Origin of the sequence: Paracoccus caeni (genome assembly GCF_016629665.1) — a bacterium.
Taxonomy (GTDB): Bacteria; Pseudomonadota; Alphaproteobacteria; order Rhodobacterales; family Rhodobacteraceae; genus Paracoccus; species Paracoccus caeni.
This window is the reverse complement of record NZ_JAEPRQ010000011.1, coordinates 1-21,811: the sequence shown is the minus strand read 5'-3', so window position 1 is coordinate 21,811 and position 21,811 is coordinate 1. Positions and strand designations below refer to the sequence as shown.

The following is a 21,811-nucleotide window of genomic DNA, read 5'->3' as shown; positions in this document are numbered from 1 at the left end:
CTTCATGGAACGGAATATCGCTCAGATCGCTCTCTTTGCCGCCATGATCGCGGCGCTTGGGCTGGTGCCGCCGATCACGCTGACCTTTGGCGTGCCGATCACCGCGCAATCGCTTGGCGTCATGCTGGCGGGGGCGGTGCTTGGCTCGCGTCGCGGCTTTGCTGCCGTCGGGCTGTTCGTGCTGCTGGTCGCGCTTGGCCTGCCGCTTCTGGCGGGCGGTCGCGGCGGTCTGGGCGTCTTCGCCTCGCCGACGGTGGGCTTTGTCGTAGGCTACCCGATCGCCGCCTTCGTCACCGGCCTTTTCGTCGAACATGTCCGCCTGCGCTCGCCCGGTCTGACGGCGGGTCTGGGTGCGGTGGTCGGCGGCATTCTGGTGCTTTATCTGCTCGGCGCGACCGGGCTGGCCTATGTCGCCGGGAAAACCCTGATCGAGGCTTTCGCGCTGGTCGCGGCCTTCATACCGGGTGACCTGCTGAAGGCCGGGATCGCCGGGATGCTGGTGCAGGCGCTGGCGAAGGTGCGCCCGCAGACGCTGGAATGGCTGCGCCTGCCCGCCAGCAACGGCAACGCACGGCTTTGAGCGCGAAAGGCCAGGAATGGTTCGCCCCCGCCCGTCCCGATCTGCTGATCGCGGCGGGGCAGCGGGGGCAGAACGCGGCGGCGATTGCCACGCTTCTCGATTGCCTCGAGCGGCGGTTGCCGGTTCACGCCAGTCTGTCCGGCATCCGCCCGGCAGACGACATTCCTGCGCCGATGATCTATTGTCAAAGCTCCGGCTCGGGCGGTCGCGTCAAGACGATCCGCCGCCGCCACGCCTCGTGGATCGCCAGTTTCGAGGTGAACCGGGTGCTTCTGGGCGTCTCGTCCTGGGACCGCTACGGCATTCTGGGCCAGCTTGGCCATTCGCTGTCGCTTTACGCGACGATGGAGGCCGCTCATCTTGGCGCGGGTCTGGTGGTTCTGGCCGGGGACAATCCGCAGGCGCAGATGCAGCAACTGGGCGATACCCGGGTCAGCGTCATCTATGCCACGCCCTCGCAGCTCTGGCGGCTGCAACTGGCCGCGGGATCGGGCGGGCTGCCCGATGTGGCGCATATCATCTGCGGCGGGGGCAAGCTGGACGATGCCTGCCGCGACGGCATTGCCGCGCTTTGCCCCAATGCCGAAATCCGCGAATTTTACGGCGCGTCCGAGACCAGCTTCATCACCCTTGCCGATTCACGGACGCCTGCCGGTTCGGTCGGTCGGCCCTATCCGGGCGTCAATGTAAAACTGGACGACAGTGGTCGTATTCACGTTGCCAGCCCCTATCTTTTCGACGGCTATGCCGAACCGGATCTGCCTGACCTGCCGCGCGACGAGGCCCATCTTGGCACCGGCGATATCGGCAGGCTCGACAGTTCCGGCAACCTTTTTCTCAGCGGGCGCGAGAACCGCATGATCACCGTCGCCGACCGCAACCTGTTCCTTGAGGATGTCGAGGCAACCATGCGCGATGCAGGTGCCGGCCTTTGCGCCGCGATTGCCGTGCCGGACCCGGCCCGCGGCAATGCCGTCATCGCCGTTGTCGAAGGCCCTGCCGATGATGAGCTTGCCGCCCGTCTGCGCCGTGCCTGCCGCGACCGTCTGGGCGATCACGCCGCCCCGCGCCGGGTGATGTTTCTGCCGCGCCTGCCGGTGCTTGCTTCGGACAAGCCCGATCTGGCGGCACTGGCCTTGCTGGTCCGAACCGAGGGATGACCGGCGGCGGCGCGGTCATCGTCGGCACCCTCCGCAGCGCCGTTGTGCCGCGTCATGGTGCCTTTGACAGGCTGGAGATCCACCAACTCGCCGCCCCGGTCATCTCGACGCTTCTTGCCCAGACCGGCATCGCCGCATGGGAGGTGGACGAGCTTATCCTTGGCAACGCCCTTGGCGCAGGCGGTAACCCGGCGCGGCTGGCGGCGTTGCAGGCGGGCCTGCCGAAGCTGGTCGGCGGGCTGACAATCGACAGGCAGTGCTGCAGCGGCATGGACGCGGTGCTTCTGGCCGACGCGCTGATCCGCGCAGGCCGCTGTGAAGTGGTCATCGCGGGGGGCGCGGAAAGCTATTCCCGCCGCCCGATGCGCCTGCGCACCGACCCCGAGGGTGGTCCGGCCATCCCTTATGACCAGCCACCCTTCGCCCCGTCTCCTGAACAAGACCCGCTGATGCCCGACGCGGCGGATCGGATCGCCCGCGAGATGAACATCTCCCGTCAGGACCAGGACGACTGGGCCGTTACCAGCCACGCGCGCGCCCAAGCCGCCGTTACACGGCTGCACGATGAGATCACGGTGATTAACGGCGTCGCCGCCGATCCCTTTACTCGCCCGCTGACACAGCGCCTTGCCGCACGCGCCCCGGTGCTTTCGGGCACGGTGACCAAGGCCAATACCGCCGTCGCCGCCGATGCCGCCGCCTTCTGCCTGCTGGTGTCGGAACGCATCGCGAAACGGCTTAGCACGCCCCATTGGCGTATCCTTTCAGGCATGACCCTTGGCGACGATCCAAGCCTGCCGGGCATCGCCCCGGTCGCCGCGATCCGCGAAACGCTGGCCGCGACCGGCCTGACGCCTGACCGCCTGCACGCGATTGAGATGATGGAGGCTTTCGCCGCTCAGGCCATCGCCTGCGCCCGCATGACCGACTTGCCAGCGGACAGGATCAATCCGGGCGGCGGAGCCTTGGCGCGCGGACACCCGATTGGCGCGTCTGGTGCGATCAACCTGGTCCGGCTGGCACGGGAACTGGAATCGCCCGGCCAGACCGGCCTTGCCGCCATCGCCGCCGCCGGAGGATTGGGCACCGCCGTCGTCATGGAACGGATCGGCTGACCCGTTCAGAACCCGCGAAAGCTGGCAAAGACCGGCAAATCCTCGCGCTCGGTCCGCACCCGGTTTTCAGGCGCGTCCAGATCGGGCCAGCCAAGGGCGATCCCGCACACCACCATCTCCTCGTCCGGCAGACCCAGATGCCGATGTACGACCGGCCCGTAATTCGCCAGCGCCCCGATCCCGGTCGCGCCCAACCCGCGCGCCTCTGCCGCCAGCAGAAAGCCCATCAGGCTCATCCCCAGATCCATGAAACAGCCCTTGCCCATGTCCCGACGAATGGTGACCACCACACCGACCGGCGCATCGAAGAAGGCATAATTGCGCCGGAACTGCCGCCGCCGCCCGTCAAGATCGCGCCGCTCGATCCCAAGGGCGGCGTAAAGCGCATAGCCCGCCGCCCGCTGCCGCGCCTTCAGATCGGCGGGCATCGGGTCGGGGAAATAGGAATATTCAGAGACCTGCGGCTCGCCCGTATCAATCGCGTGGTGCAGCGCGGCGACCAGATCGCCAAGTGGGGCACCCGCCAGAACGTGAAAACTGCCGGGCTGCAGGTTCGCCCCGCTGGGCGCGGTGCGGGCAAGGCGGCAGATATCCTCGACCACGTCACGCGCGACCGGACGATCCAGAAACGCCCTGATCGAGCGCCTGTTGCGCATCAACCCGTCAAGATCCTCGGACATGGCCCCGCCTTCAAAATCGGATCACAGCAGCCCGTGCAACCTGTCGAATGCGCCCCGCAGGGTCAACCCGGCAGCCGACCTCGACACGCCAGCGCGCAACCCTTAGGGTCCGCCGCAAAGGAGCCTGCCCATGTTCACACTCGCCACCTGGAACATCAACTCGGTCCGCCTGCGCGAAGGTCTTGTCGCCCGCCTGCTGCGCGAAGAGGCGCCCGACATCCTCTGCCTTCAGGAATGCAAATCCCCGGTCGAGAAAATCCCGCTGACCATGTTCCAGGAGCTTGGCTACAACTGGATCGTGGCACGCGGGCAAAAGGGCTATAACGGCGTCGCCATCCTGTCGCGCCTTCCCATCGAGGATGCAGGCGACCGCGATTACGCGAAACTGGGCCATGCGCGCCACGTCGCCGCGCGGCTGGAAAACGGCGTGACCATCCACAATATGTATGTCCCCGCGGGCGGCGATATTCCCGACCGCGAACTGAACGTGAAATTCGGGCAGAAGCTGGATTTCGTGTCCGAGATGCGCGACGTTTTCCATGCCGACAATCCGCAACGCTCGATCCTCGTCGGCGATCTGAACATCGCCCCGCGCGAGGATGATGTCTGGTCGCACAAACAATTGCTGAAGATTGTCAGCCACACCCCGATCGAGGTGGAACATCTGCTGGCCGCGCAGGATGCCGGAAAATGGGTGGACGTGACCCGTCAGGACATCCCCGAGGGGCTGCTTTATTCGTGGTGGAGCTATCGTTCCCCCGACTGGAACGCCGCCGACAAGGGCCGCCGACTGGACCATATCTGGGCCACGCCCGACATCTCGAACGCGGCGCATGGCAGCCGTATCCTGCGCGACGTTCGTGGCTGGCAACAGCCCAGCGATCACGCCCCGGTTCTGGCGACCTTCGATCTTTGACCGGCTTGCGGTGACTGGCTTGCGGTGATGGGCCTGCCGGGGGCACTATGAGGCATCAGCCGCAACGGACCCCGCGCCCATGCCGATCACTGCTTCCGCCCGCCTGCTCGCCGCCACACTGTCGCTTTGCCCCGGCTTCGCCTGGGCCGAATGCGGCCCCGATGCCGCCTTCGACTTCATGCAAACGGTGACGCTGATGGACTGGAGCCTGCCCGAACGGTCCGAGTTCAACAGCACCGAAGGCCCCGGCATTCGCGACCGCTACACGACGCCGGAAGGCGCAACCCGCGTCGATGAACGCTTCTGTGTCTCGTTCTTCTGCGCGTCCTCGATCTCGGTCGATACCCCGTGGAGCGACAGCGCCCTCTATTTCTTCAACTGGGGCGGCGTCGCCATGCCCGAAAGCGAGGAACGCAGCACTGCCTTCCTCGACCGCATCGCGGGCGAAATGTGCGTCGTCAACCATCAGGGCGGGGAAGAATTCAACGGCATGACCCTTGGCCTCATCGCCGACATCGAATCCGAGCGCCCACGCTGACGCAACACCGACCGTGCGCAAGCTGTGTACGCCCTGTGCACATCCTGTGCCTCTGCGGTGCACGCCCTGTGCTGCCCTTTCGTCAGCATTTGCTGGCCCGTTTCGCCCCCGCCGTTTCTTCGTTGCACAAATACCGATTGCAACGCTCGCAACCTGTTGCGCGGCTTGCCTGCGATCCCCCTCTTTCGTTCAAGCCGCTGACGCCCCATATTGCGCGGCAACACCTTGCCACTCTGCTTATCCGGAGAAGACATGACCATGATTTTCGATGGCGCCCAAAGCGCGCCGCAGACCGCTGATTTCATCAGGGACGTGACCGAAGCCGACTTCATGTCGGAAGTCATTGAAAAATCGATGGAAGTCCCTGTGATCGTGGACTTCTGGGCGCCTTGGTGCGGCCCCTGCAAGACGCTTGGCCCACAGCTTGAAGCCGAAGTTGCCCGCCACAAGGGCCGTATCCGCATGGCCAAGGTCAATGTGGACGAAAACCAGATGATTGCCGGTCAGCTTCGCGTGCAGTCGATTCCGACCGTCTATGCCTTCTTTCAGGGCCAGCCGGTCGATGCCTTCCAGGGCGCGCTTCCGCAAAGCCAGATCAAGCAATTCGTTGATAAAATTGCCAATCTTGGCGGAGACGATGGCGGTCTGGCCGATGCCATCGCCGCCGCTGAATCGATGCTGGAAGAAGGCGCCACCGAAGACGCCATCGAAACCTTTGTCGCCATCGTCGGCGAAGATCCCGACAGCGCCGATGCTTGGGGTGGCCTGATCCGCGCCCATCTGGCCGCCGGTGACAAAGCCGCCGCCGCCTCGGCCCTGCAGCAGGTGCCCGCGACAATCGCAAGCGCGGCCCCGGTCGAGGCTGCCCGCGCCGCGCTGCAATTGGCGCAACAGGCTGAAAACGCCGGGCCTTTGGGCGATCTGCAGGCAAAGGTCGAGGCGGATCCGGCTGACCAGCAGGCGCGTCTTGATTATGCGCAGGCGCTTCACGCCGCCGGTCAGGTCGAGGAAGCGATCGAGGTTCTGCTGGACAGTTTCCGCCGTGATCGTGACTGGAACGAGGGTGCCGCCAAGGCGCAGCTCATCACCATCTTCGATAGCCTGAAGCCCAACGATCCGCTGGTCCAGAAAGGCCGCCGCCGCCTGTCCTCGCTGATCTTCGCCTGACCGGGCATCGGCATGACCTTTCGCTTCGACCTGCCGAACCGCATCGCACTGTTCCCCCTTGCCGGAGCAGTGCTGATGCCCCGGTCACGTCTGCCGCTGCATATTTTCGAGCCGCGCTATCTGCAGATGGTCGAGGATGTCCTGAAGACCGATCACCGCCTGATCGGGATGATTCAGCCCGAGGGCGAGAACCTTGCCGCCATCGGAAATGCAGGCCGGATCGTCGCCTATTCCGAGACCGATGACGGGCGGCTGATGATCTCGCTGAAGGCGGTCTCGCGCTTTCGGCAGTCGGATGCTGAACAGGGGTTCACCCCCTATCTGACGACCGAACCCGACTGGACGCCATTTCAGCGCGACATGTCCGGCAGCGAACATGATCCCGCGCTGGACCGCCCAAAACTGTTCCATCTGCTTGAACGCTATATGAAATCACATGATCTCTCGACCGATTGGGGTGCCGCCGCCGATGCCGAGGATGAGTTGCTGATCAACTCTCTGTCGATGATGCTGCCATTCTCGCCGGGTGATAAACAGGCGCTTCTGGAATCGCCGACCCTTGCCGACCGTCGTGAATTGCTGTTCGGTCTGGTCGAGTTCGCCCTGCGAAGCGGCGACAGCGAGGAGACCATGCAATGAGCGACGCCCCCGGTTTCGACCGCCACATGCTTGAGGCGCTGGTCTGTCCGGTCACTCATGGCCCGCTATCCTATGACGCCGAGCGGCAGGAGCTTGTCTCCAAGACCATCGGGCTGGCCTTTCCGATCCGCTCGGGCATCCCGATCATGCTTGTGGACGAGGCGCGGCAGATCAAGGCGGATGACTAAGTGACCCAATACCCCGACCGGATGACGACGATCCCTCGCGTCAGGCGACGGCAATTGCCGGTCTGGGTGGTCGCGGTGATCGCGATCTGCTGCGCGGTCGAGGTGGTGATCCTGCTTACCACATTGCTGGGCTATACGCAGGCGCGTGCCATCGGCTTTTTCATCGGCGGTTTCTGGTCGCAACTGCTGTGGAGCGGCGGCGGACTTTATGTTGGTCAGCCGGTGTTGATGTTTCTCACCTACGGCTTGCTGCATTCCGGCCTGATGCATCTGACGATGAACATGATTTCGCTGGCCGTTGTCGGGCGCGAGTTGAACCGGATGATCGGATCGTCCCGAATGGCGGTCATCTATATCCTCAGCCAGATCGGCGCGGGGCTGGTCTTTGCCCTGCTTGAACCAGAGACCGGCCCGATGGTTGGCGCGTCTGGCGCGATCTTCGGGCTTGCCGGTGCGCTGGTCGGCTATGCCGCAGTCTCGGGCTATCGTCGGGGTCGTGAGATGGGTCAGATGTGGCGCAGCGTGCTGTTGCTTTTGGTGCTGAACGTGGCGCTGACCTTCCTGATGCCCGAAATTGCATGGCAAGCGCATCTGGGTGGGGCCATCGTCGGGCTGGTTGCGGGCGTCATGCTGGCCATGCGCGTGCCGCAACGGCGCTGATCACGCGCCGCCGGGCTGCTGTTCTTCGCCGTTTTCGCCGTCCGTCTGCTCGTCCTTCGGTTCAGCCGTGGCTTCCGGCACAGGCGCATCCTTGCCGTCAGTGACCTCTGGCTCAGGCGTCGCCAGATCAAGGCTCGCCTCTTCCGGTTCTGCGGTTTCCTGCGCCTCGGCCTCATCTGTCTCTTGCGCGCCGTCTGCGCCAATCAGGCGGCGCAGGCTGTTCCGGAACGGCTCTGACCGGGTGTTGGCAAGTGTCGCGGCATCCTGTCCCGCATTCTGCGCCAGATGCTCTGCGACCAGCCGATAGCCCAGCCCGTAACCTGCCCATTTGCGCAGATCGCCCTTGCCGAAGAACCAGCGCGCATGGTCATAGTCCAGCCGCGCCCATTCATTCATCGCTCGTCGGGCCAGCCCCGGCGCAGGCTGAACCGAATCCCACGGATCGGGCTTCCCGCCCAGCACCTGCTGAACGAAATGCCCGGCCAAGCCTTCGCTGACCAGTGCATCGCCCAGCGATTTGCCATAGCCTGGCCCGTCCCAACGGATCAGATGGTGAAATTCGTGGATCAGCGTCCGGGTGAAAAGCTCTGCCGAAAAGCGGTCGGGGTTCAGGTCGATCTGGATCACGCCGGGCAGGGGCGCCATCCCGCCGACGCCCCATTCGGGGATGACATTGCCGCCGCTACGGACGACAAGGTCGAAGCTTGGAACATCGGCGTGTTCGTTCGCTTTGGTTACGGCGTCGCGCACGGCGGCCCGGATTTCGGACATGACCAGCGTCAGCGTGTTGCGCGAATTCAGAAGGTGAAGATGCCAGATCGTCATGATGGAAACTTATACCGGCACCGCCCTGGCTCTGCCAGTCTTGGCGACATCAGGATGCCGCGACCTGCGCCGTTTGATCGAAAACCGGCCTGTTTCTGCCAACCGACCGCGAACCATGATGCGACGGGGACCGTTGTTGTTTGACAGACCAGCGCATAATCTGCCTGAACGGAAGAGTGTAGTTCGTTCTTGGTGTCTGTTTGGGGGGACATAAGGCGCATGGCATTGAATATAAGACAGATGGAAATCCTGGACATCGCGCGCGCATCGGGGCGGGTTGTCGTTGAAGAGCTGGCAGAGCGATTTGACGTGACCTTGCAGACGATCCGGCGCGATCTGGGGGAACTTTCGGATCAGGGCGTTCTGGACCGGGTTCATGGCGGCGCGGTTTTGCGCAGCGGGGTCAGCAATATCGGTTACGAACAGCGTCGTCAGATGAATGCCGACGCCAAGACCGCCATCGGCCGCGCTTGCGCTGCCGAGATCCCGGACAATTGCTCGATCATCCTGAACCTTGGCACCACGACAGAGGCGGTGGCGCGGGAATTGATGAACCATCGCAATCTGACCGTCATCACCAACAACATGAATGTGGCCAATATTCTGGTCGGCAATGAAAGCTGCGAAATCATGGTGGCGGGGGGCGCGCTTCGCCGTTCCGACGGTGGGCTGGTCGGAGATCTGACGACCGAATTCATGGCTCAGTTCAAGCCCGATTACGCGATCATCGGCGTGTCGGCGCTGGATGTGGACGGCGATCTTCTGGATTTCGACATGGCCGAAGTCCGGGTCAGCCGGGCCATCGCCGGGCTGGCGCGCAAGACCTATCTGGTCACCGATATCAGCAAGCTGACGCGCTCGGCCCCGGTCAGGATCATCTCGGTCGGTGAGTTGGACAGCATTTTCGTCGATCAACGTCTGCCGGAATCGCTGATGCAGAAATGCGAGGAATGGGAAACGCGGGTCGTCGTGGCCGAGTGATCGGTTATTTCAGCAACGAATTCAGGGCGCGAATTTCTTCCGCGCCCTGATCCGCCAGCATCTTTTCCAGCGCGCGATAGAGGCGCAGCACCTGCTGCCCGTTCGCCGTTACGGTCGCGCCGCCACCGCCGCTGCCGCCGCGGCTGCTGTCCACGACCGGCTCAGCGAAGGCCGCATTCATCTCTTCGACAAGCGACCATGCGCGTTTGTAGCTCATTCCCATCTCGCGCCCCGCAGCCGAGATCGAGCCAAGCCTGTCGATCAGCGTCAGAAGCTCGGCCTTGCCCGGTCCCAGAACCAGCGGCACGTCATATTCCAGCCGCAGCTTGATCTTTGGCAGCCTGTCCTGATTTCGCATGCGCCCTCCTGCGTCCTGCTGCGGCAATGATAGGCGGCGGAAATTGCTGCTGCAAACCCACTCTGACCTTCCCTCGCGTTCTGCGACCTTTCTTCAGTGCCGTCGCGTCGTGACCTGTTTTCCTTGCCGCGATGCTGCGGCAGCCTATGGTGGAGAAGGAGATTCATCAGGAGGGTGTTTTCATGTCGGATGTAGATATCGTCATTCTGTCGGGGGCACGGACTGCCATTGGCGGTTTCGGAGGCAGTCTTGCCGCGATTCCCCCGACCGCGCTGGCAACCACCGTCACCAATGCCGCGCTGGAACGGGCAGGGGTTTCGCCCGATCAGGTCGGACAGGTGTTTTTCGGCCATGTCATCAATACTGAACCCCGCGATATGTATCTAAGCCGCGTCGCCATGCTCGATGCTGGCATCCCCGACGCAACCCCGGCGCTGAATGTGAACCGGCTTTGCGGTTCGGGCGTGCAGGCCATCGTCTCGGCGACGCAGGCGCTGCAACTAGGTGATGCGGATTTCGCCGTTGCGGGCGGTGCCGAAAGCATGAGCCGCGCACCCTATTCGCTGCCCTCGGCCCGATTCGGCGCGAAGATGGGCGATCAGACGATGGTCGATATGATGACCGGCGCGCTGACCTGTCCGATGGGAACCGGCCATATGGGTGTGACCGCTGAAAACGTCGCGACCGAGCATCAGATCAGCCGGGCAGAGCAGGACGAATTTGCGCTGGAATCGCAAAAGCGCGCGGCGGCGGCGATTGCTGCGGGTTATTTCAAGGATCAGATCGTCCCGGTCGAGGTCAAGACCCGCAAGGGTATGGTCGCCTTCGACACCGACGAGCACCCGAAAGAGACCACGCTTGAAAAGCTGGCCGGGCTGAAGGCGGTGTTCAAGAAGGACGGTTCGGTCACGGCGGGCAATGCCAGCGGCATCAATGACGGCGCGGCGGCGCTGGTTCTGGCGCGGGCCGACGCTGCCGAGGCTGCCGGGCTGAAGCCGCGAGCGCGCATCCTTGGCTATGCCGTGGCCGGTGTTCGTCCCGAGGTAATGGGCATCGGCCCGATCCCCGCAGTGCGCAAGCTGCTGGAGCGGACCGGCCTCAGCGTCGAGGATTTCGACGTGATCGAATCGAACGAGGCTTTCGCGGCGCAGGCCCTTGCGGTCACGAAAGAGCTTGGGCTGGATCCGGCGAAGGTGAATCCGAATGGTGGCGCGGTTGCGCTTGGCCATCCGGTCGGTGCGACCGGCGCGATCATTACCGTGAAGGCGCTTTATGAGCTGGAGCGGACCGGCGGTTCAAAGGCGCTGATCACTATGTGCATCGGCGGCGGTCAGGGCATCGCTTTGGCAATCGAGCGGATCTAACGGCTTCGATTCAAACAATCGGCAGCACCCGTCCCGTGGGATGGGCGCTGCCGACCCGTCAGACCATCCCTTGCGGCCTTGGTCGCGACAGCCTTAGCGCCGCAATTCCCGCAACGATGATGATGATCGAGCCGATGATCGTCGGCATGTCGGGACGCTCGGCGAAAATCACGATTCCCGCGATCATGGCAAAGACAAGCCGCGTATAGCGGAACGGGGTGACGGCGCCGACCTCGCCCGTCCGCATGGCGATGGTCAGCGCGGTATAGGCTAGAATGCCGGTCGCGGAAGCGGCGATCAGGAACAGCCATGCCCGCGGCTCTGGCATGCTCGGCGCTGCGCCGAAGGGCAGGGCGATCAACCCCGCGATCACCAGCATGGCAAAGCCCAGCACACCAAGCTGACGAAAGCTCAGGCTTGGCGGGGCGGCCCGCGTTGCCAGATCGCGCCCGGCAAAGCCAAGCATCGCGACCAAGGCCAGAAGCGATAGCGGCCCGAATCCTTCCGCACCCGGTCGCAGAATCAACAGCACTCCGGCAAAGCCAAGTGCGACCGCCAGCCAGCGGCGCGGCCCGATTTGTTCGCCGAACAGAAAAATCGCTCCGACCATGACGACCAAGGGCGTGGCCTGCAGGATCGCCGAAGCCGTGGACAGCGGTGTCAGCGCAATGGCCAGCATGAAGAATAACCGTCCGATGACCTCGCAGATCGACCGCAGGATCATCGCGGGTTGCAGCATCTGGCGGGTCATCGGAGATTCGCCCGCGATCAGCGCCATGACCGAAAATGACAGCACGCCCAGCAGCCCGAACGTGATCAGCACCTGCCCAACCGGCAGACTGGCGGCGGCGGTTTTCAGAAGCGAATCCTCGACCGCGAATCCCGCCATCGAGGCCGTCATGAACAGCGCGCCCTGCATATTCCATGCGGCGCCAAGTCGGGGTTGCAGATCGGTCATGTCTTTGACTTCGCTTGGGATCGCCAAGCTGTCCCTCATTCAGCGCCAATGGGCAAGGCCACGGCGAAGATATAGAGCCACCGCATTCCGTTGAAGGTGACGCGCGTGCCCCGGCACAAATACCTCTGCCGGAAAATGAAAACGGGCCGCCTGAAGAAAGCGGCCCGCGAGTTCCACGGAGATGGTCCGGTTAGGGTTGGAAATCCGTCCGGTCCCAATCAGGGTTTACGACCTTTGGGGTTGCCCTCAGGCCACGGCCCCCCTGACTGTTCCGACACCTCTCTCCACTATCACTCTCGACACTGGACCACCTCCTTTCAATAAGTTGCCGTTGTAAGGAAAATGGTGCCACAGATTACCTGTGTGTCAATCAGATTTCTTGGTTACGGCTCAACAAATTGCGAACGATGAGGCGGAAGGGCACAAGAGTCAGTATGGCGAGACTCATTTTGACCAGCCAATCGGCAGTTGCCAGCGAAACCCACAGCGCAGTGACCGGACCTTGACCAAGAAGCGGAACCGCCTCATTCGCCCAGCCGGTATTGCCATCCGCAGGCAGGCTTGCCGAAAACGCGATGCTGAAGAAGATCGTCGTATCCACCACCGACCCGATGCTGGACGACGTCAGCGGCGCCACCCACCAGCTTTTGTGCCGCAGCCGGTTGAAGACGATGATATCGACCAGTTGCGCCACAAGGAAAGCGCTGCCCGATCCGATGGCGATGCGCAGCGTCGTCTTGTCCAGCCCTGCGGCGACAACAGATGACAGCACGCCCACCACAAACCCCGCAAAGACCACGCGGCGCGCTGCAGCCGGGCCATAAACGCGGTTCATCACTTCGGTGACAAGGAAGGCGAAGGGATAGGTGAAGGCGCCCCAGGTCAGCCAGTCCCCAAGGACGAACTGCACAAGGATGTTCGAGGCCACGACGATGATGGCCATGGCAAGAATGCCGGGCAGGTAGCGGGTCATTGATGATTTCCGTTTTACAAGGTCGCGGAACAACTCGGCCCCACGGATGCGGGACAGCGGGGCCTTACGCCCGCGCGGGCAAGGTTGTCAATGAATGCGATTCCGACAGCCTGCCTCCTGCAACGATGAAGAAAAGCACCCGCCCGGAATCAAGTCGCCTTCAGGCGACGCCGGGCAATGCCCTCTGCTCTGAAAGACACCCGAAGCCCGCTCAATCCCGCAACCGATACTCCACCACTTCCGTTCGCTGCACGAACAGGAAGTTGTCGTCCGAGATCATCGTCAGCCGGATGCCAACCCCGTCATCCCAGACCGAGATCCCCTCAAGATTGTCATATTGCAGATACTGCGTCTCCAGCAGGATTTCCTCGTCCTGTGGCCCGTCATCGGTCATCTGCATCCGCCTGACCCGTGAGGCGAAGCCCAGAATCCCGCGAAAATCCCGCTCTAGCAGGTAAAACCACCCATCCGGCCCAAAATCCGCGCCGACCGGCAACCAACGCGGATCGCGCCTGATCTCACCGGCGCGGCCCCAGCTTCCATCGCGATAGGTCAGCACCGGAAAGGGCCGCGTCTCCAGACCCGACCGCTCGGGGACACCGAAGATGGTGCCGTCATCGCGGATCGCCAAAGCCTCGATGCCGGAATTTACGCCCATGCCGGGCAGCTTCGGCGGTCGCGGGTGCAGCCCCGCATTCGAATCTGGCGAGGCATAGCTGGCAATCCGGTCGAACCCCTCGAAGCTGACCCAGATGGTGCCGTCATCGGCCACCGCCAGCCCCTCGCTGTCACCCAGATAGCCGGGCTCCAGAAACAGCCCCTTGCTGTCCTTCAACCGTGCATAACCGGCAATGTTCATACCACGCAGAATTCCCTGCGAATCGCGGTCGATACTGCCCCAGTAAAGATGCGACCGGTCCGACAAGGCGTGGAAGCCGCTGCCGTCGGCGCTGATCTCGATCCCCGAAAACCCGCCAAAACTGTCCTGCGACGAGGACCAGATATAGGTGCCCACATATTCCAGCGAAGCGGCCGACGCAGGGGCGCCGGCCGTCATCAGGATTGCCGCAGCAAGCCAGGCGGTCAGGGCGCGCCGGCGACGGTCGAGCATTGATTGGGCAACTCGCTCAGTCGGAAGGTGCGCGGATGGCGATAGTTCGGATCGGGCGGCACCGGGGTCACCCGGCTGGGATCGATCCGGTTGCGGATCCAGTCGGCGGCTTCCTCGCAACCGTCACCCGCAGGCGGCGGGTCCTGACGGTCGCAGATCGAGCCGCGCGGACAGGCCAGACGGACGTGGAAATGGTAGTTATGGGCGTTGATCGGACGCACCTTGCGCAGCCATGAGCGGTCGCCCCGCTCGGCCTGACACATGGCGACCTTGGCGACGGGATCGACCAGAATCCGCTCGACCCGTGGATCGCGGGCGGCGGCGCGCATGATCGACATATGGCCCGGCGTCCATTGGTTCGACAGGCCGACACCCCGCCCGTCGGTGATCGACACCGAGGACAGATTCTCGCGCTGGTTCGGCGACAGGTTTAGCGAGGAAGGCGGCAGCATCCAGATATCGGCATCCAGCCCGATCTGGTGGCTGGCATGGCCCGAGGTCATCGGCCCGCCACGCGGCTGGCTCATATCGCCGATATAAAGCCCCTGCCAACCGGCCTGCTGCGCGGCCTGCGACAGCCCGATCAGGAAATTCACCAGTTCGGGGTGTCCCCAGTTCCGGTTCCGCGACAGGCGCATCGCCTGCCAGCTTGGCCCGCTTTCGGGCAATTGCACGAAGCCCTGCCCGCAGCCTTTGGAATAAAAGCCGATCGAGACCGGCGGCCCCTGCGATGCCCCCCGGAACGAGCCGAAGACATCCTTCGCCAGCGGGTCGGCTATGGCAGGCATGGCCATGCCAAGAACCAGCGCGGCGGCTGTCATGATTTTACGGATCACTGCTTTGCCTCTTCTTCTTCTGGTTTGACCCAGACTAGCAGAAACAACCCGCCAAGGAATATCAAGATCAGGGGAGAGATGCCGATGCGCTGATTTCCGGTCATGTCGGTGACCAGCGCGATCATCAGCGGCGCCAGAAACGCGGTCGCCTTGCCGGATAGCGCATAAAGGCCAAAGCCTTCCGTCGCGCGTTCCTCGGTCGTGTGCAGGACCATCATGGTGCGGCTGGCGGATTGCAGCGCACCACCCGCGCCGCCGATCAGCGCACCACAGGCAAAGAAGATCAGATCCGGCAGCGTCAGCGCGCCAAGCAGCGGCTCTTGCGAAAAGGGGATTCCGAAAAAGGCGTCGCGGCTCATGCCCACGATGATGCTGCACACGCCGATCAGCACCAAGGTCGCCGCGACAATCACCGGCTTCGGCCCCCAGAAGCGGTCGGCCCGCCCGCCAAGCCACGAAATGATCGCTGCCGAAATCGCGCTGATCACCCCAAAGACCCCGGCCAGAAACACCGGCCAGCCCAGCACCGTCCCGGCATAGACGCCGCCAAAGCCGTAAAGCGCGTTCAGCGCGTCCCGCGACAGCATCGAGGAAATCAGCCAGCTTGTCAGACTGCGGCGGTGGCGCAGGCTGCGGATCAGCGCCCAAAGATCGCGCATCGCCAGCCCAAGCTGCACCGGCCTGCGCGGCCCGCGCGGCTCTTTCACCCATAGAAAGAACGGGATCATGAAGAACGCATACCAGATCGCCACGAACGGCCCGACGAAACGGGTGCCCTCGCGCTGCTCGGGGTCCAGCCCGAACAGCGGCTCGATCCCGATCAGCGTTTTGCCCGAAGGCGTTTCCTGAAACAGCGCCAGCATGATCGCCAATGCGACAACCCCCCCCAGATAGCCAAAGGCAAAGCCCGATCCCGAAACGCGACCGATCTCTTCCCGCGGCGCAAGGCCCGGCAGCAGCGCATTGGTAAAGGTGGTCGCGAACTCGGTCCCGATCAGGCCGATCCCGAACAGGGCGACCGCCATGATCAAAGGCGGCTGGTTCGGCGTCAGAAACCACAACCCCGTCGCGCCGATGATATAGAAGACCGAAAACAGCCAGATCCACGGCATCCGCCGCCCGGACGTATCGGCGATGGCCCCAAGGATCGGGGACAGGACGGCGATGATGATCCCGCTGATCGACAGCCCATAGCCCCATAGCGCCTGCGCCTGCGCCCCGGCCAGCGTGACACTGTCCCCGATCTGCAGGAAATGCCGCTTCGCCACCTCGGCGAAATAGACCGAGAACACGAAAGTCAGCAGAAGCGTATGATATGGTTGACTTGCCCAGTCAAAAAACCACCAGCCCCAGATACGCTTTCGGTTCATGGCTGTATCCCCTCGTCCGTTTGCGCACATAAGGCAGAAGCCATGCCCTTCTGGCAAGCAAACTCTCGCTTATAATACGCTGGCCCGACGGAAACCGGCCCTTTGCGCGCCCGGCCCTGATCACCCCTGACGCAACACTACCGTTCGCAAGCTGTGTACGGGCTGTGCACATCCCGTGCATGCGCAGTGTACGCCCTGTGCAGCAAAATCCCCAGCATTTGCTGGATTTTCACACCAGCCGCTTCTTCGTTGCAAAAATACCGGATGCAACGCCCGCACACCGTTGCACCTCACGCCTTCGCAGCGATCTCCGGCGGCCAGGGGCGCTCTGCATCCGATGCGATCCAGGCTCTGATCCACTCCGCCATCTCGGGGCTGTCGGGCGACTGCCCGATTGCCGCCATCACCTCGGCGGGCGGCACGATCCCCTTGGCCGACGTGATGGCCGAGCGCAGCAGCATATGGTTGCAGCACTCGTCACCCTTCCACATCGATTGCTCCATATAGAAGAAGCGGTGATCCCAGCCGACGACGCGCGAATACATGGTGAAGCGGTCGAACATTTTGATTCGGCGGCGATAACGGGTGGTGTTCCCGGCAACCGTGATGCCCCATTTCTTCTCGCGCAGAATATGGATCAGGCCCGACCTTTGCGCCATCGGAATGCGGCCAAGGTCATACAGCGTCAGCGTCCGGCCATTGTTCAGCTCGATCCACGGGTCCAGATCCCACGGCCAGCAGATATGGGTCGAGATGTGAAACTCATCCAGACCCAAGGGCGGCGCATTGCGGAACTTCACCATTTCCTTGACGAAGCGGATCAACGGATACATCGGCGCCCCCTTTTAACGGCCTTTCCCCTTGGGTGGCCCGCGCCCACGGCATCGTCAACCCGGACGCCACGGCAAGCGGCTTGCGCGCAGCCATGCGCGCCTGCATACAGGGCAGGTATCCGGCCAAGAGGGGAATATGGGAACGCTCTACGAAGCCTTGCAACTGATCCTGCAAGTGTTGTGGTTCTTGATGATCGTCCACATCATCATGTCGTGGCTGATCAACTTTCAGGTGCTGAACCTGCGCCAGCCGCTGATTGCGCAGCTATGGGACGGCCTGAACCGCCTGCTGGAGCCGATCTATCGCCCGATCCGCAATATCCTGCCCAATACCGGCGGTCTGGATCTGGCGCCGCTGGTGCTGTTCATCCTGATCATCATCCTGCAACGCGCTTTGGCCAATAACGCGGGCTTCTTCTACGGGTAGTGATGCCAACTGATCTGCTGCGACAGGTCTGGGGCTTCGACGGATTCCGCCCCGGTCAGCGTGAGATCGTCGATGCCGTGGCAGATGGCCGCGACGTGCTGGCGATCATGCCGACCGGCGGTGGCAAATCTCTGTGTTTTCAGCTTCCGGCACTGATGCGTGAGGGTGTGACGGTGGTGATCTCGCCGCTGATCGCCCTGATGCGCGATCAGGTCCGGGCGCTGCGCGAGGCAGGTGTGGCCGCAGGCGCCCTGACCAGCGGCAATACCCAGGATGAAACCGACGCGGTCTTTCAGGCGCTTTCGCAGCGCGAGCTGAAGATGCTCTATATGGCGCCCGAGCGTCTGGCAGGCGGCGGCACCATCAACCTTCTCCGCCGGGCGGGCGTCACCGCCATCGCCGTGGACGAGGCGCATTGCGTCAGCCAATGGGGCCATGATTTCCGCCCGGATTATCTGCGGATTGGTGAGCTGAAGCGGGCGCTGAACGTCCCGCTTGCCGCCTTTACCGCGACCGCAGATGCCGAAACCCGGGCCGAGATCGTCACCCGCCTGTTCGATGGCGCCGAACCCGTCACCTTCCTGCGCGGCTTCGACCGCCCGAATATCCGACTTGCTTTCCAGCCCAAGGACAGCCCGCGCAAGCAATTGCTGACCTTCTCCGCCGCGCGGCGCGGTCAGTCGGGGATCGTCTATTGCGCCAGCCGCGCCCGCACGGAAACCCTTGCCGATGCCCTGAACGCCGAGGGCCACAGCGCCGTCGCCTATCACGGCGGCATGGAGGCCGACCTGCGCCGGCAAGTCGAAGCCCGGTTCCAGCGTGAGGACGGGCTGATCGTGGTGGCGACGATTGCCTTTGGCATGGGCATCGACAAGCCTGACATTCGTTGGGTGCTGCATGCCGATCTGCCCAAATCGATCGAGGCCTATTATCAGGAAATCGGTCGCGCCGGTCGCGATGGCGATCCGGCCGAGACGCTGACGCTCTACGGTCCCGACGACATTCGCCTGCGCCGCACGCAGATTGATGAAGGTCTGGCCGAAGGCACCCGCAAATCGGCGGATCATGCGCGGCTGAACGCTCTCCTGGGTCTGGCCGAGGCGACCGGCTGTCGGCGTAAACGCCTGCTGGCCTATTTCGGCGACGAATTGGCCGATGATTGCGGCAATTGCGACATTTGCCTGCATCCGCCGAAGCTGTTCGATGGCACGCAGGCGGTCAGGAAGGCCTTGTCGGCGATGCTGCGCACCGGCGAATGGTTCGGCGCGGGCCACCTGATCGACATCCTCACCGGCACCACGACTGAAAAGGTGCGCGAACGCGGGCACGACCATCTGCCGACCTTCGGCGTTGGGCGCGACTTCAGCAAAGGTCAGTGGCAGGCCGTTTTCCGGCAGATGATGGGGCTGGACCTGTGCCGCCCCGACCCTGATCGCCATGGTGCGCTGCACCTGACCGACGCGGCGCATCCGATCCTGCGCGGCGAGATCGAGGTGACCTTGCGCCACGACACAACCTTACGCGCCAAGGGCGCCAATGTGGTCCGCACACAGGTCGCCGAAGAGGATGAGCCGCTACTTTCCGCGCTGAAGGCCAAGCGTCGCGCGCTGGCCGAAGCCGCCCGGGTGCCTGCCTATGTCATCTTCCCCGACCGCACCCTGATCGAAATGGCGGAAAAGCGACCGCAGGATCTGGACCAGATGGCGCAGGTCAGTGGCGTTGGCGCGAAGAAGTTGGAAAGCTATGGCCGCGCGTTTCTTTCGGTGATCGCGGGCGATCAACCGGACATGCACCCGCATCGCCGCGCCTTGGCGGGCCGACCCGAGGGCGCGCTGTTCGATCGTCTGGTCGAAGCGCAGAATCAATTGCTGCGCGGTGCTGATGGGACCGGGAAGCCGCTGTCCTGCTCGACCGCACAGATCCGCCGGATCGCCGAGACGCGACCGTCAGACAGTGCCGCGCTGTCCCGGCAACTGGATCAGGCGCGGATGGAGCGGTTCGGAACCGCCTTTCTGGATCTGATCGCCGAAGGCTGACTTTCGGCGGGACGTAGATCCGCACGGTTGCCGATCCAAGAATAGGGCAGGGCACAGCCGCGGTTGGGCACCGCAACAGGCGTATCTGGCGCTTTATGGTGCCGCATCCCCTGCCATCTCTGTCGCGCGGGACGGTGACAAAGTGCCCAGCCGGGGGGCGGCTGTGCACTGCCCGGCGTCGCCTTCGGCGACTTGATTCCGGGCGGGCGCCTCGTCGTCATCTAAAAGGGGGCCGCCAGCGGTGACTCACGTTCGATTGACCGCAGGCGATCCCCGGTAAATCGAAAGTGAGACACATTTTTTCTATTTTCATGCATGAATGAACAGAATGGACGCGGCCTGCGCCCGACCTGCCGGAGACCCCGCATGAAACTAAACTGGTCCGATGTGACGCCGAAATCGGCTTGGCTCAATCGCCGCAGCTTCATGGCGGCTGGCGTGGCCTTGGCGGCCTCCCCGGCTTTGGGCCTGACGGGACGCGCCTCATCGCTGTCCACCGATGAGAAGCCGAACAGCTTCGAGGACATCACCAACTACAACAACTTTTACGAATTCGGCACCGCCAAGACCGATCCTGCCGATTATGCCGCCGCGATGACCACCGATCCGTGGTCAGTCGAGATCGCCGGTCTGGTCGAGCGTCCGGGCAACTATGGTGTCGCCGATCTTGCCCCGGATAACGCGCTTGAGGAGCGGATCTATCGCCTGCGCTGTGTCGAGGCATGGTCGATGGTGATCCCGTGGATCGGCGTGCCGCTGGCATCGGTTCTGGACAAGGTCGGCGTGCAGCCCGCTGCGAAATACGTAAGCTTCCAGACCCTGCTGCGCCCGGAAGAGATGCGCGGGCAGGCCTATCCCTTCATCGACTGGCCCTATGTCGAGGGGTTGCGGCTGGATGAGGCGATGCATCCGCTGACGATTCTGGCGACGGGCCTGTATTCCGATCCGCTGCCCAACCAGAACGGCGCGCCGTTGCGGTTGGTGGTGCCGTGGAAATACGGCTTCAAATCGATCAAGTCGATCGTGCGGATAACGCTGACCGAAAACCAGCCGCTGAATAGCTGGCAGCAATTGCAGCCCTCGGAATACGGCTTCTATGCGAATGTGAATCCACAGGTCAGCCATCCCCGCTGGTCGCAGGCGTCAGAGCGTCGGATCGGTGCCGGACTGTTCGGCGGGCGGCAAGAGACGCAGATGTTCAACGGCTATGCGGATCAGGTCGCCTCGCTTTATGCCGGGATGGATCTGGCGAAGAATTACTGATGATCCGCCGGATCAACGATTCTCTGCGACGATTGCCGGTCTGGTCGGTCTGGCTACTTGGACTGATTCCGTTGGCATTGTTGATCTTTGATACACTGACCGGGCGTGTCGGCGTCGATCCGGTGGCCTCGATCGAACACCGCCTGGGCCGGACGGCGCTCTATTTCCTGATTGGCGGGCTGGCGGCGACCCCGTTGCTACGGCTGACGGGAATCAGCCTGATGCGATTTCGTCGGGCGATTGGATTGCTGTGCTTTACCTATGCGGGCGTGCATGTGCTGGCATGGATCAGCATCGATATGGGCTTCTGGTGGCGGCAGATGGGCAGCGACATCCTCAAGCGGCCCTATCTGATCTTCGGCATGCTGGCCTTCGTTCCGCTGATTCTTCTGGCGGTGACCTCGAACAATCTGTCGATCCGCAGGATGGGGGCGGTCGCGTGGCGACGTCTGCACAGGCTGGTCTATATCGCTGCACCACTGGTGGCGCTGCACTGGATCTGGGCGTTGAAGACGTTCCCGCTGGAACCCGGTTTATGGCTTCTGGCGATTCTGGTTCTTCTAGGACTTCGAGTCCTCATCAAACGGCCCGTTCGCTGGACTGCGGCACGGCCATCTCGAATTAATCAACTGAAATCAGATAGTTAATAAAAATACGGCAGTTTAGTGAAGATTTTTGCTTTTTGGGGGTTGCGACTCTCCGGCGGTCTCCGTAAATACCGCTTCACCGAAGGCGGGAACGCAGACGGGGCGGACGGAAGCGCGGTGAGTGCGGAGGTTCGGAAGACAATCTGGGAATGACTGACCGGACGGTGCGTCGATGAAGTGGCGCCT

24 protein-coding genes are annotated in these 21,811 nt (G+C 63.1%); 15 read left to right on the top strand and 9 right to left on the bottom strand.

The window, feature by feature from the left end:
• Positions 1-4 precede the first annotated feature (4 nt).
• The 3 genes from JJJ17_RS18855 to JJJ17_RS18845 are packed head-to-tail and all read left to right on the top strand — an operon-like array spanning position 5 to position 2,855.
• On the top strand, positions 5-580 hold the full coding sequence (locus JJJ17_RS18855; RefSeq protein ID WP_200689254.1) for a biotin transporter BioY: 576 nt from the start codon (positions 5-7) through the stop codon (positions 578-580).
• Positions 577-1,740 carry an AMP-binding protein gene (locus tag JJJ17_RS18850; RefSeq protein ID WP_234464204.1) on the top strand — a complete coding sequence of 388 codons (1,164 nt, stop codon included), beginning with the start codon at positions 577-579 and terminating at the stop codon, positions 1,738-1,740. The genes JJJ17_RS18855 and JJJ17_RS18850 overlap by 4 nt, the downstream gene beginning before the upstream one ends.
• On the top strand, positions 1,737-2,855 hold the full coding sequence (locus JJJ17_RS18845) for a thiolase family protein (RefSeq protein ID WP_200689248.1): 1,119 nt from the start codon (positions 1,737-1,739) through the stop codon (positions 2,853-2,855). The genes JJJ17_RS18850 and JJJ17_RS18845 overlap by 4 nt, the downstream gene beginning before the upstream one ends.
• 5 nt (positions 2,856-2,860) lie before the next feature.
• Here JJJ17_RS18845 and JJJ17_RS18840 read toward each other — a convergent pair whose 3' ends face one another.
• Positions 2,861-3,535 carry a nitroreductase gene (locus tag JJJ17_RS18840; RefSeq protein ID WP_200689246.1) on the bottom strand — a complete coding sequence of 225 codons (675 nt, stop codon included), beginning with the start codon at positions 3,533-3,535 and terminating at the stop codon, positions 2,861-2,863.
• 130 nt (positions 3,536-3,665) lie between these two features.
• Here JJJ17_RS18840 and JJJ17_RS18835 point away from each other — a divergent pair, with 130 nt between their 5' ends.
• The 6 genes from JJJ17_RS18835 to JJJ17_RS20435 all read left to right on the top strand — a co-directional run bounded on the left by JJJ17_RS18835 (position 3,666) and on the right by JJJ17_RS20435 (position 7,643).
• Complete coding sequence (locus JJJ17_RS18835; protein WP_200689241.1) at positions 3,666-4,451, top strand: exodeoxyribonuclease III; 786 nt, start codon at positions 3,666-3,668, stop codon at positions 4,449-4,451.
• A gap of 79 nt (positions 4,452-4,530) precedes the next feature.
• Positions 4,531-4,989: a hypothetical protein gene (locus JJJ17_RS18830; RefSeq protein WP_200689236.1), complete on the top strand. Its 459-nt coding sequence runs from the start codon at positions 4,531-4,533 to the stop codon at positions 4,987-4,989.
• Positions 4,990-5,247: 258 nt separating this feature from the next.
• Positions 5,248-6,156, top strand: coding sequence for a thioredoxin (gene trxA / locus JJJ17_RS18825; protein ID WP_200689360.1), 909 nt, complete (start codon positions 5,248-5,250; stop codon positions 6,154-6,156).
• 12 nt (positions 6,157-6,168) lie between these two features.
• Positions 6,169-6,795, top strand: a complete 627-nt coding sequence (locus JJJ17_RS18820; protein WP_200689235.1) for an LON peptidase substrate-binding domain-containing protein — start codon at positions 6,169-6,171, stop codon at positions 6,793-6,795.
• Positions 6,792-6,983, top strand: a complete 192-nt coding sequence (locus tag JJJ17_RS18815) for a Trm112 family protein (RefSeq protein ID WP_200689230.1) — start codon at positions 6,792-6,794, stop codon at positions 6,981-6,983. Before JJJ17_RS18820 ends, JJJ17_RS18815 begins: the two co-directional genes overlap by 4 nt.
• Complete coding sequence (locus tag JJJ17_RS20435) at positions 6,984-7,643, top strand: rhomboid family intramembrane serine protease (protein WP_200689229.1); 660 nt, start codon at positions 6,984-6,986, stop codon at positions 7,641-7,643.
• Here the strand turns inward: JJJ17_RS20435 and JJJ17_RS18805 are convergent, their stop codons facing one another.
• Positions 7,644-8,468: a DUF2268 domain-containing putative Zn-dependent protease gene (locus JJJ17_RS18805; RefSeq protein ID WP_200689228.1), complete on the bottom strand. Its 825-nt coding sequence runs from the start codon at positions 8,466-8,468 to the stop codon at positions 7,644-7,646. It abuts the gene before it with no gap.
• Positions 8,469-8,687: 219 nt separating this feature from the next.
• On the opposite strand from JJJ17_RS18805, the gene JJJ17_RS18800 reads away from it, so the two are divergent.
• On the top strand, positions 8,688-9,449 hold the full coding sequence (locus tag JJJ17_RS18800; protein WP_200689227.1) for a DeoR/GlpR family DNA-binding transcription regulator: 762 nt from the start codon (positions 8,688-8,690) through the stop codon (positions 9,447-9,449).
• Between the two features lie 4 nt (positions 9,450-9,453).
• Here the strand turns inward: JJJ17_RS18800 and JJJ17_RS18795 are convergent, their stop codons facing one another.
• Complete coding sequence (locus tag JJJ17_RS18795; protein ID WP_200689226.1) at positions 9,454-9,807, bottom strand: winged helix-turn-helix domain-containing protein; 354 nt, start codon at positions 9,805-9,807, stop codon at positions 9,454-9,456.
• A gap of 182 nt (positions 9,808-9,989) precedes the next feature.
• Here JJJ17_RS18795 and JJJ17_RS18790 point away from each other — a divergent pair, with 182 nt between their 5' ends.
• Positions 9,990-11,171 carry an acetyl-CoA C-acyltransferase family protein gene (locus tag JJJ17_RS18790; RefSeq protein WP_200689225.1) on the top strand — a complete coding sequence of 394 codons (1,182 nt, stop codon included), beginning with the start codon at positions 9,990-9,992 and terminating at the stop codon, positions 11,169-11,171.
• A gap of 58 nt (positions 11,172-11,229) precedes the next feature.
• On the opposite strand, the gene JJJ17_RS18785 is transcribed toward JJJ17_RS18790, so the two are convergent.
• The 6 genes from JJJ17_RS18785 to JJJ17_RS18760 all read right to left on the bottom strand — a co-directional run bounded on the left by JJJ17_RS18785 (position 11,230) and on the right by JJJ17_RS18760 (position 17,252).
• Positions 11,230-12,090, bottom strand: coding sequence for a DMT family transporter (locus tag JJJ17_RS18785; protein ID WP_234464209.1), 861 nt, complete (start codon positions 12,088-12,090; stop codon positions 11,230-11,232).
• Positions 12,091-12,499: 409 nt separating this feature from the next.
• Positions 12,500-13,102 carry a queuosine precursor transporter gene (locus JJJ17_RS18780; protein ID WP_200689224.1) on the bottom strand — a complete coding sequence of 201 codons (603 nt, stop codon included), beginning with the start codon at positions 13,100-13,102 and terminating at the stop codon, positions 12,500-12,502.
• A gap of 211 nt (positions 13,103-13,313) precedes the next feature.
• On the bottom strand, positions 13,314-14,159 hold the full coding sequence (locus JJJ17_RS18775; protein WP_234464203.1) for an esterase-like activity of phytase family protein: 846 nt from the start codon (positions 14,157-14,159) through the stop codon (positions 13,314-13,316).
• A 26-nt stretch (positions 14,160-14,185) separates the two neighbouring features.
• Positions 14,186-15,049 (bottom strand): penicillin-insensitive murein endopeptidase, encoded by an 864-nt coding sequence (mepA, locus tag JJJ17_RS18770; protein WP_200689222.1) that lies wholly within the window; start codon positions 15,047-15,049, stop codon positions 14,186-14,188.
• On the bottom strand, positions 15,046-16,419 hold the full coding sequence (locus tag JJJ17_RS18765; RefSeq protein WP_200689220.1) for an MFS transporter: 1,374 nt from the start codon (positions 16,417-16,419) through the stop codon (positions 15,046-15,048). The genes mepA and JJJ17_RS18765 overlap by 4 nt, the downstream gene beginning before the upstream one ends.
• Positions 16,420-16,709: 290 nt before the next feature.
• Complete coding sequence (locus JJJ17_RS18760; protein WP_200689218.1) at positions 16,710-17,252, bottom strand: acyl-CoA thioesterase; 543 nt, start codon at positions 17,250-17,252, stop codon at positions 16,710-16,712.
• A gap of 136 nt (positions 17,253-17,388) precedes the next feature.
• On the opposite strand from JJJ17_RS18760, the gene JJJ17_RS18755 reads away from it, so the two are divergent.
• From JJJ17_RS18755 to JJJ17_RS18740, 4 genes are all read left to right on the top strand, one after another.
• Positions 17,389-17,679, top strand: coding sequence for a YggT family protein (locus tag JJJ17_RS18755; protein ID WP_200689216.1), 291 nt, complete (start codon positions 17,389-17,391; stop codon positions 17,677-17,679).
• A gap of 2 nt (positions 17,680-17,681) precedes the next feature.
• Complete coding sequence (recQ, locus tag JJJ17_RS18750) at positions 17,682-19,715, top strand: DNA helicase RecQ (RefSeq protein ID WP_200689215.1); 2,034 nt, start codon at positions 17,682-17,684, stop codon at positions 19,713-19,715.
• 366 nt (positions 19,716-20,081) lie between these two features.
• A complete protein-coding gene (msrP, locus tag JJJ17_RS18745) occupies positions 20,082-20,978 on the top strand; it encodes a protein-methionine-sulfoxide reductase catalytic subunit MsrP (protein ID WP_200689213.1) in 897 nt (298 codons plus the stop codon).
• Complete coding sequence (locus JJJ17_RS18740; protein WP_200689209.1) at positions 20,978-21,625, top strand: protein-methionine-sulfoxide reductase heme-binding subunit MsrQ; 648 nt, start codon at positions 20,978-20,980, stop codon at positions 21,623-21,625. The genes msrP and JJJ17_RS18740 overlap by 1 nt, the downstream gene beginning before the upstream one ends.
• Positions 21,626-21,811 lie beyond the last annotated feature (186 nt).

Bases quoted from the DNA above. Each gene is read 5' to 3' on its own strand.
- JJJ17_RS18855 (WP_200689254.1), top strand. From the start codon at position 5: ATGGAACGGAATATCGCTCAGATCGCTCTCTTTGCCGCCATGATCGCG.
- JJJ17_RS18845 (WP_200689248.1), top strand. From the start codon at position 1,737: ATGACCGGCGGCGGCGCGGTCATCGTCGGCACCCTCCGCAGCGCCGTT.
- JJJ17_RS18840 (WP_200689246.1), bottom strand. From the start codon at position 3,535: ATGTCCGAGGATCTTGACGGGTTGATGCGCAACAGGCGCTCGATCAGG.
- JJJ17_RS18835 (WP_200689241.1), top strand. From the start codon at position 3,666: ATGTTCACACTCGCCACCTGGAACATCAACTCGGTCCGCCTGCGCGAA.
- JJJ17_RS18830 (WP_200689236.1), top strand. From the start codon at position 4,531: ATGCCGATCACTGCTTCCGCCCGCCTGCTCGCCGCCACACTGTCGCTT.
- trxA (WP_200689360.1), top strand. From the start codon at position 5,248: ATGATTTTCGATGGCGCCCAAAGCGCGCCGCAGACCGCTGATTTCATC.
- JJJ17_RS18820 (WP_200689235.1), top strand. From the start codon at position 6,169: ATGACCTTTCGCTTCGACCTGCCGAACCGCATCGCACTGTTCCCCCTT.
- JJJ17_RS18815 (WP_200689230.1), top strand. From the start codon at position 6,792: ATGAGCGACGCCCCCGGTTTCGACCGCCACATGCTTGAGGCGCTGGTC.
- JJJ17_RS18805 (WP_200689228.1), bottom strand. From the start codon at position 8,468: ATGACGATCTGGCATCTTCACCTTCTGAATTCGCGCAACACGCTGACG.
- JJJ17_RS18800 (WP_200689227.1), top strand. From the start codon at position 8,688: ATGGCATTGAATATAAGACAGATGGAAATCCTGGACATCGCGCGCGCA.
- JJJ17_RS18795 (WP_200689226.1), bottom strand. From the start codon at position 9,807: ATGCGAAATCAGGACAGGCTGCCAAAGATCAAGCTGCGGCTGGAATAT.
- JJJ17_RS18790 (WP_200689225.1), top strand. From the start codon at position 9,990: ATGTCGGATGTAGATATCGTCATTCTGTCGGGGGCACGGACTGCCATT.
- JJJ17_RS18785 (WP_234464209.1), bottom strand. From the start codon at position 12,090: ATGCAGGGCGCGCTGTTCATGACGGCCTCGATGGCGGGATTCGCGGTC.
- JJJ17_RS18780 (WP_200689224.1), bottom strand. From the start codon at position 13,102: ATGACCCGCTACCTGCCCGGCATTCTTGCCATGGCCATCATCGTCGTG.
- JJJ17_RS18775 (WP_234464203.1), bottom strand. From the start codon at position 14,159: ATGACGGCCGGCGCCCCTGCGTCGGCCGCTTCGCTGGAATATGTGGGC.
- JJJ17_RS18765 (WP_200689220.1), bottom strand. From the start codon at position 16,419: ATGAACCGAAAGCGTATCTGGGGCTGGTGGTTTTTTGACTGGGCAAGT.
- JJJ17_RS18760 (WP_200689218.1), bottom strand. From the start codon at position 17,252: ATGTATCCGTTGATCCGCTTCGTCAAGGAAATGGTGAAGTTCCGCAAT.
- JJJ17_RS18755 (WP_200689216.1), top strand. From the start codon at position 17,389: ATGGGAACGCTCTACGAAGCCTTGCAACTGATCCTGCAAGTGTTGTGG.
- recQ (WP_200689215.1), top strand. From the start codon at position 17,682: ATGCCAACTGATCTGCTGCGACAGGTCTGGGGCTTCGACGGATTCCGC.
- msrP (WP_200689213.1), top strand. From the start codon at position 20,082: ATGAAACTAAACTGGTCCGATGTGACGCCGAAATCGGCTTGGCTCAAT.
- JJJ17_RS18740 (WP_200689209.1), top strand. From the start codon at position 20,978: ATGATCCGCCGGATCAACGATTCTCTGCGACGATTGCCGGTCTGGTCG.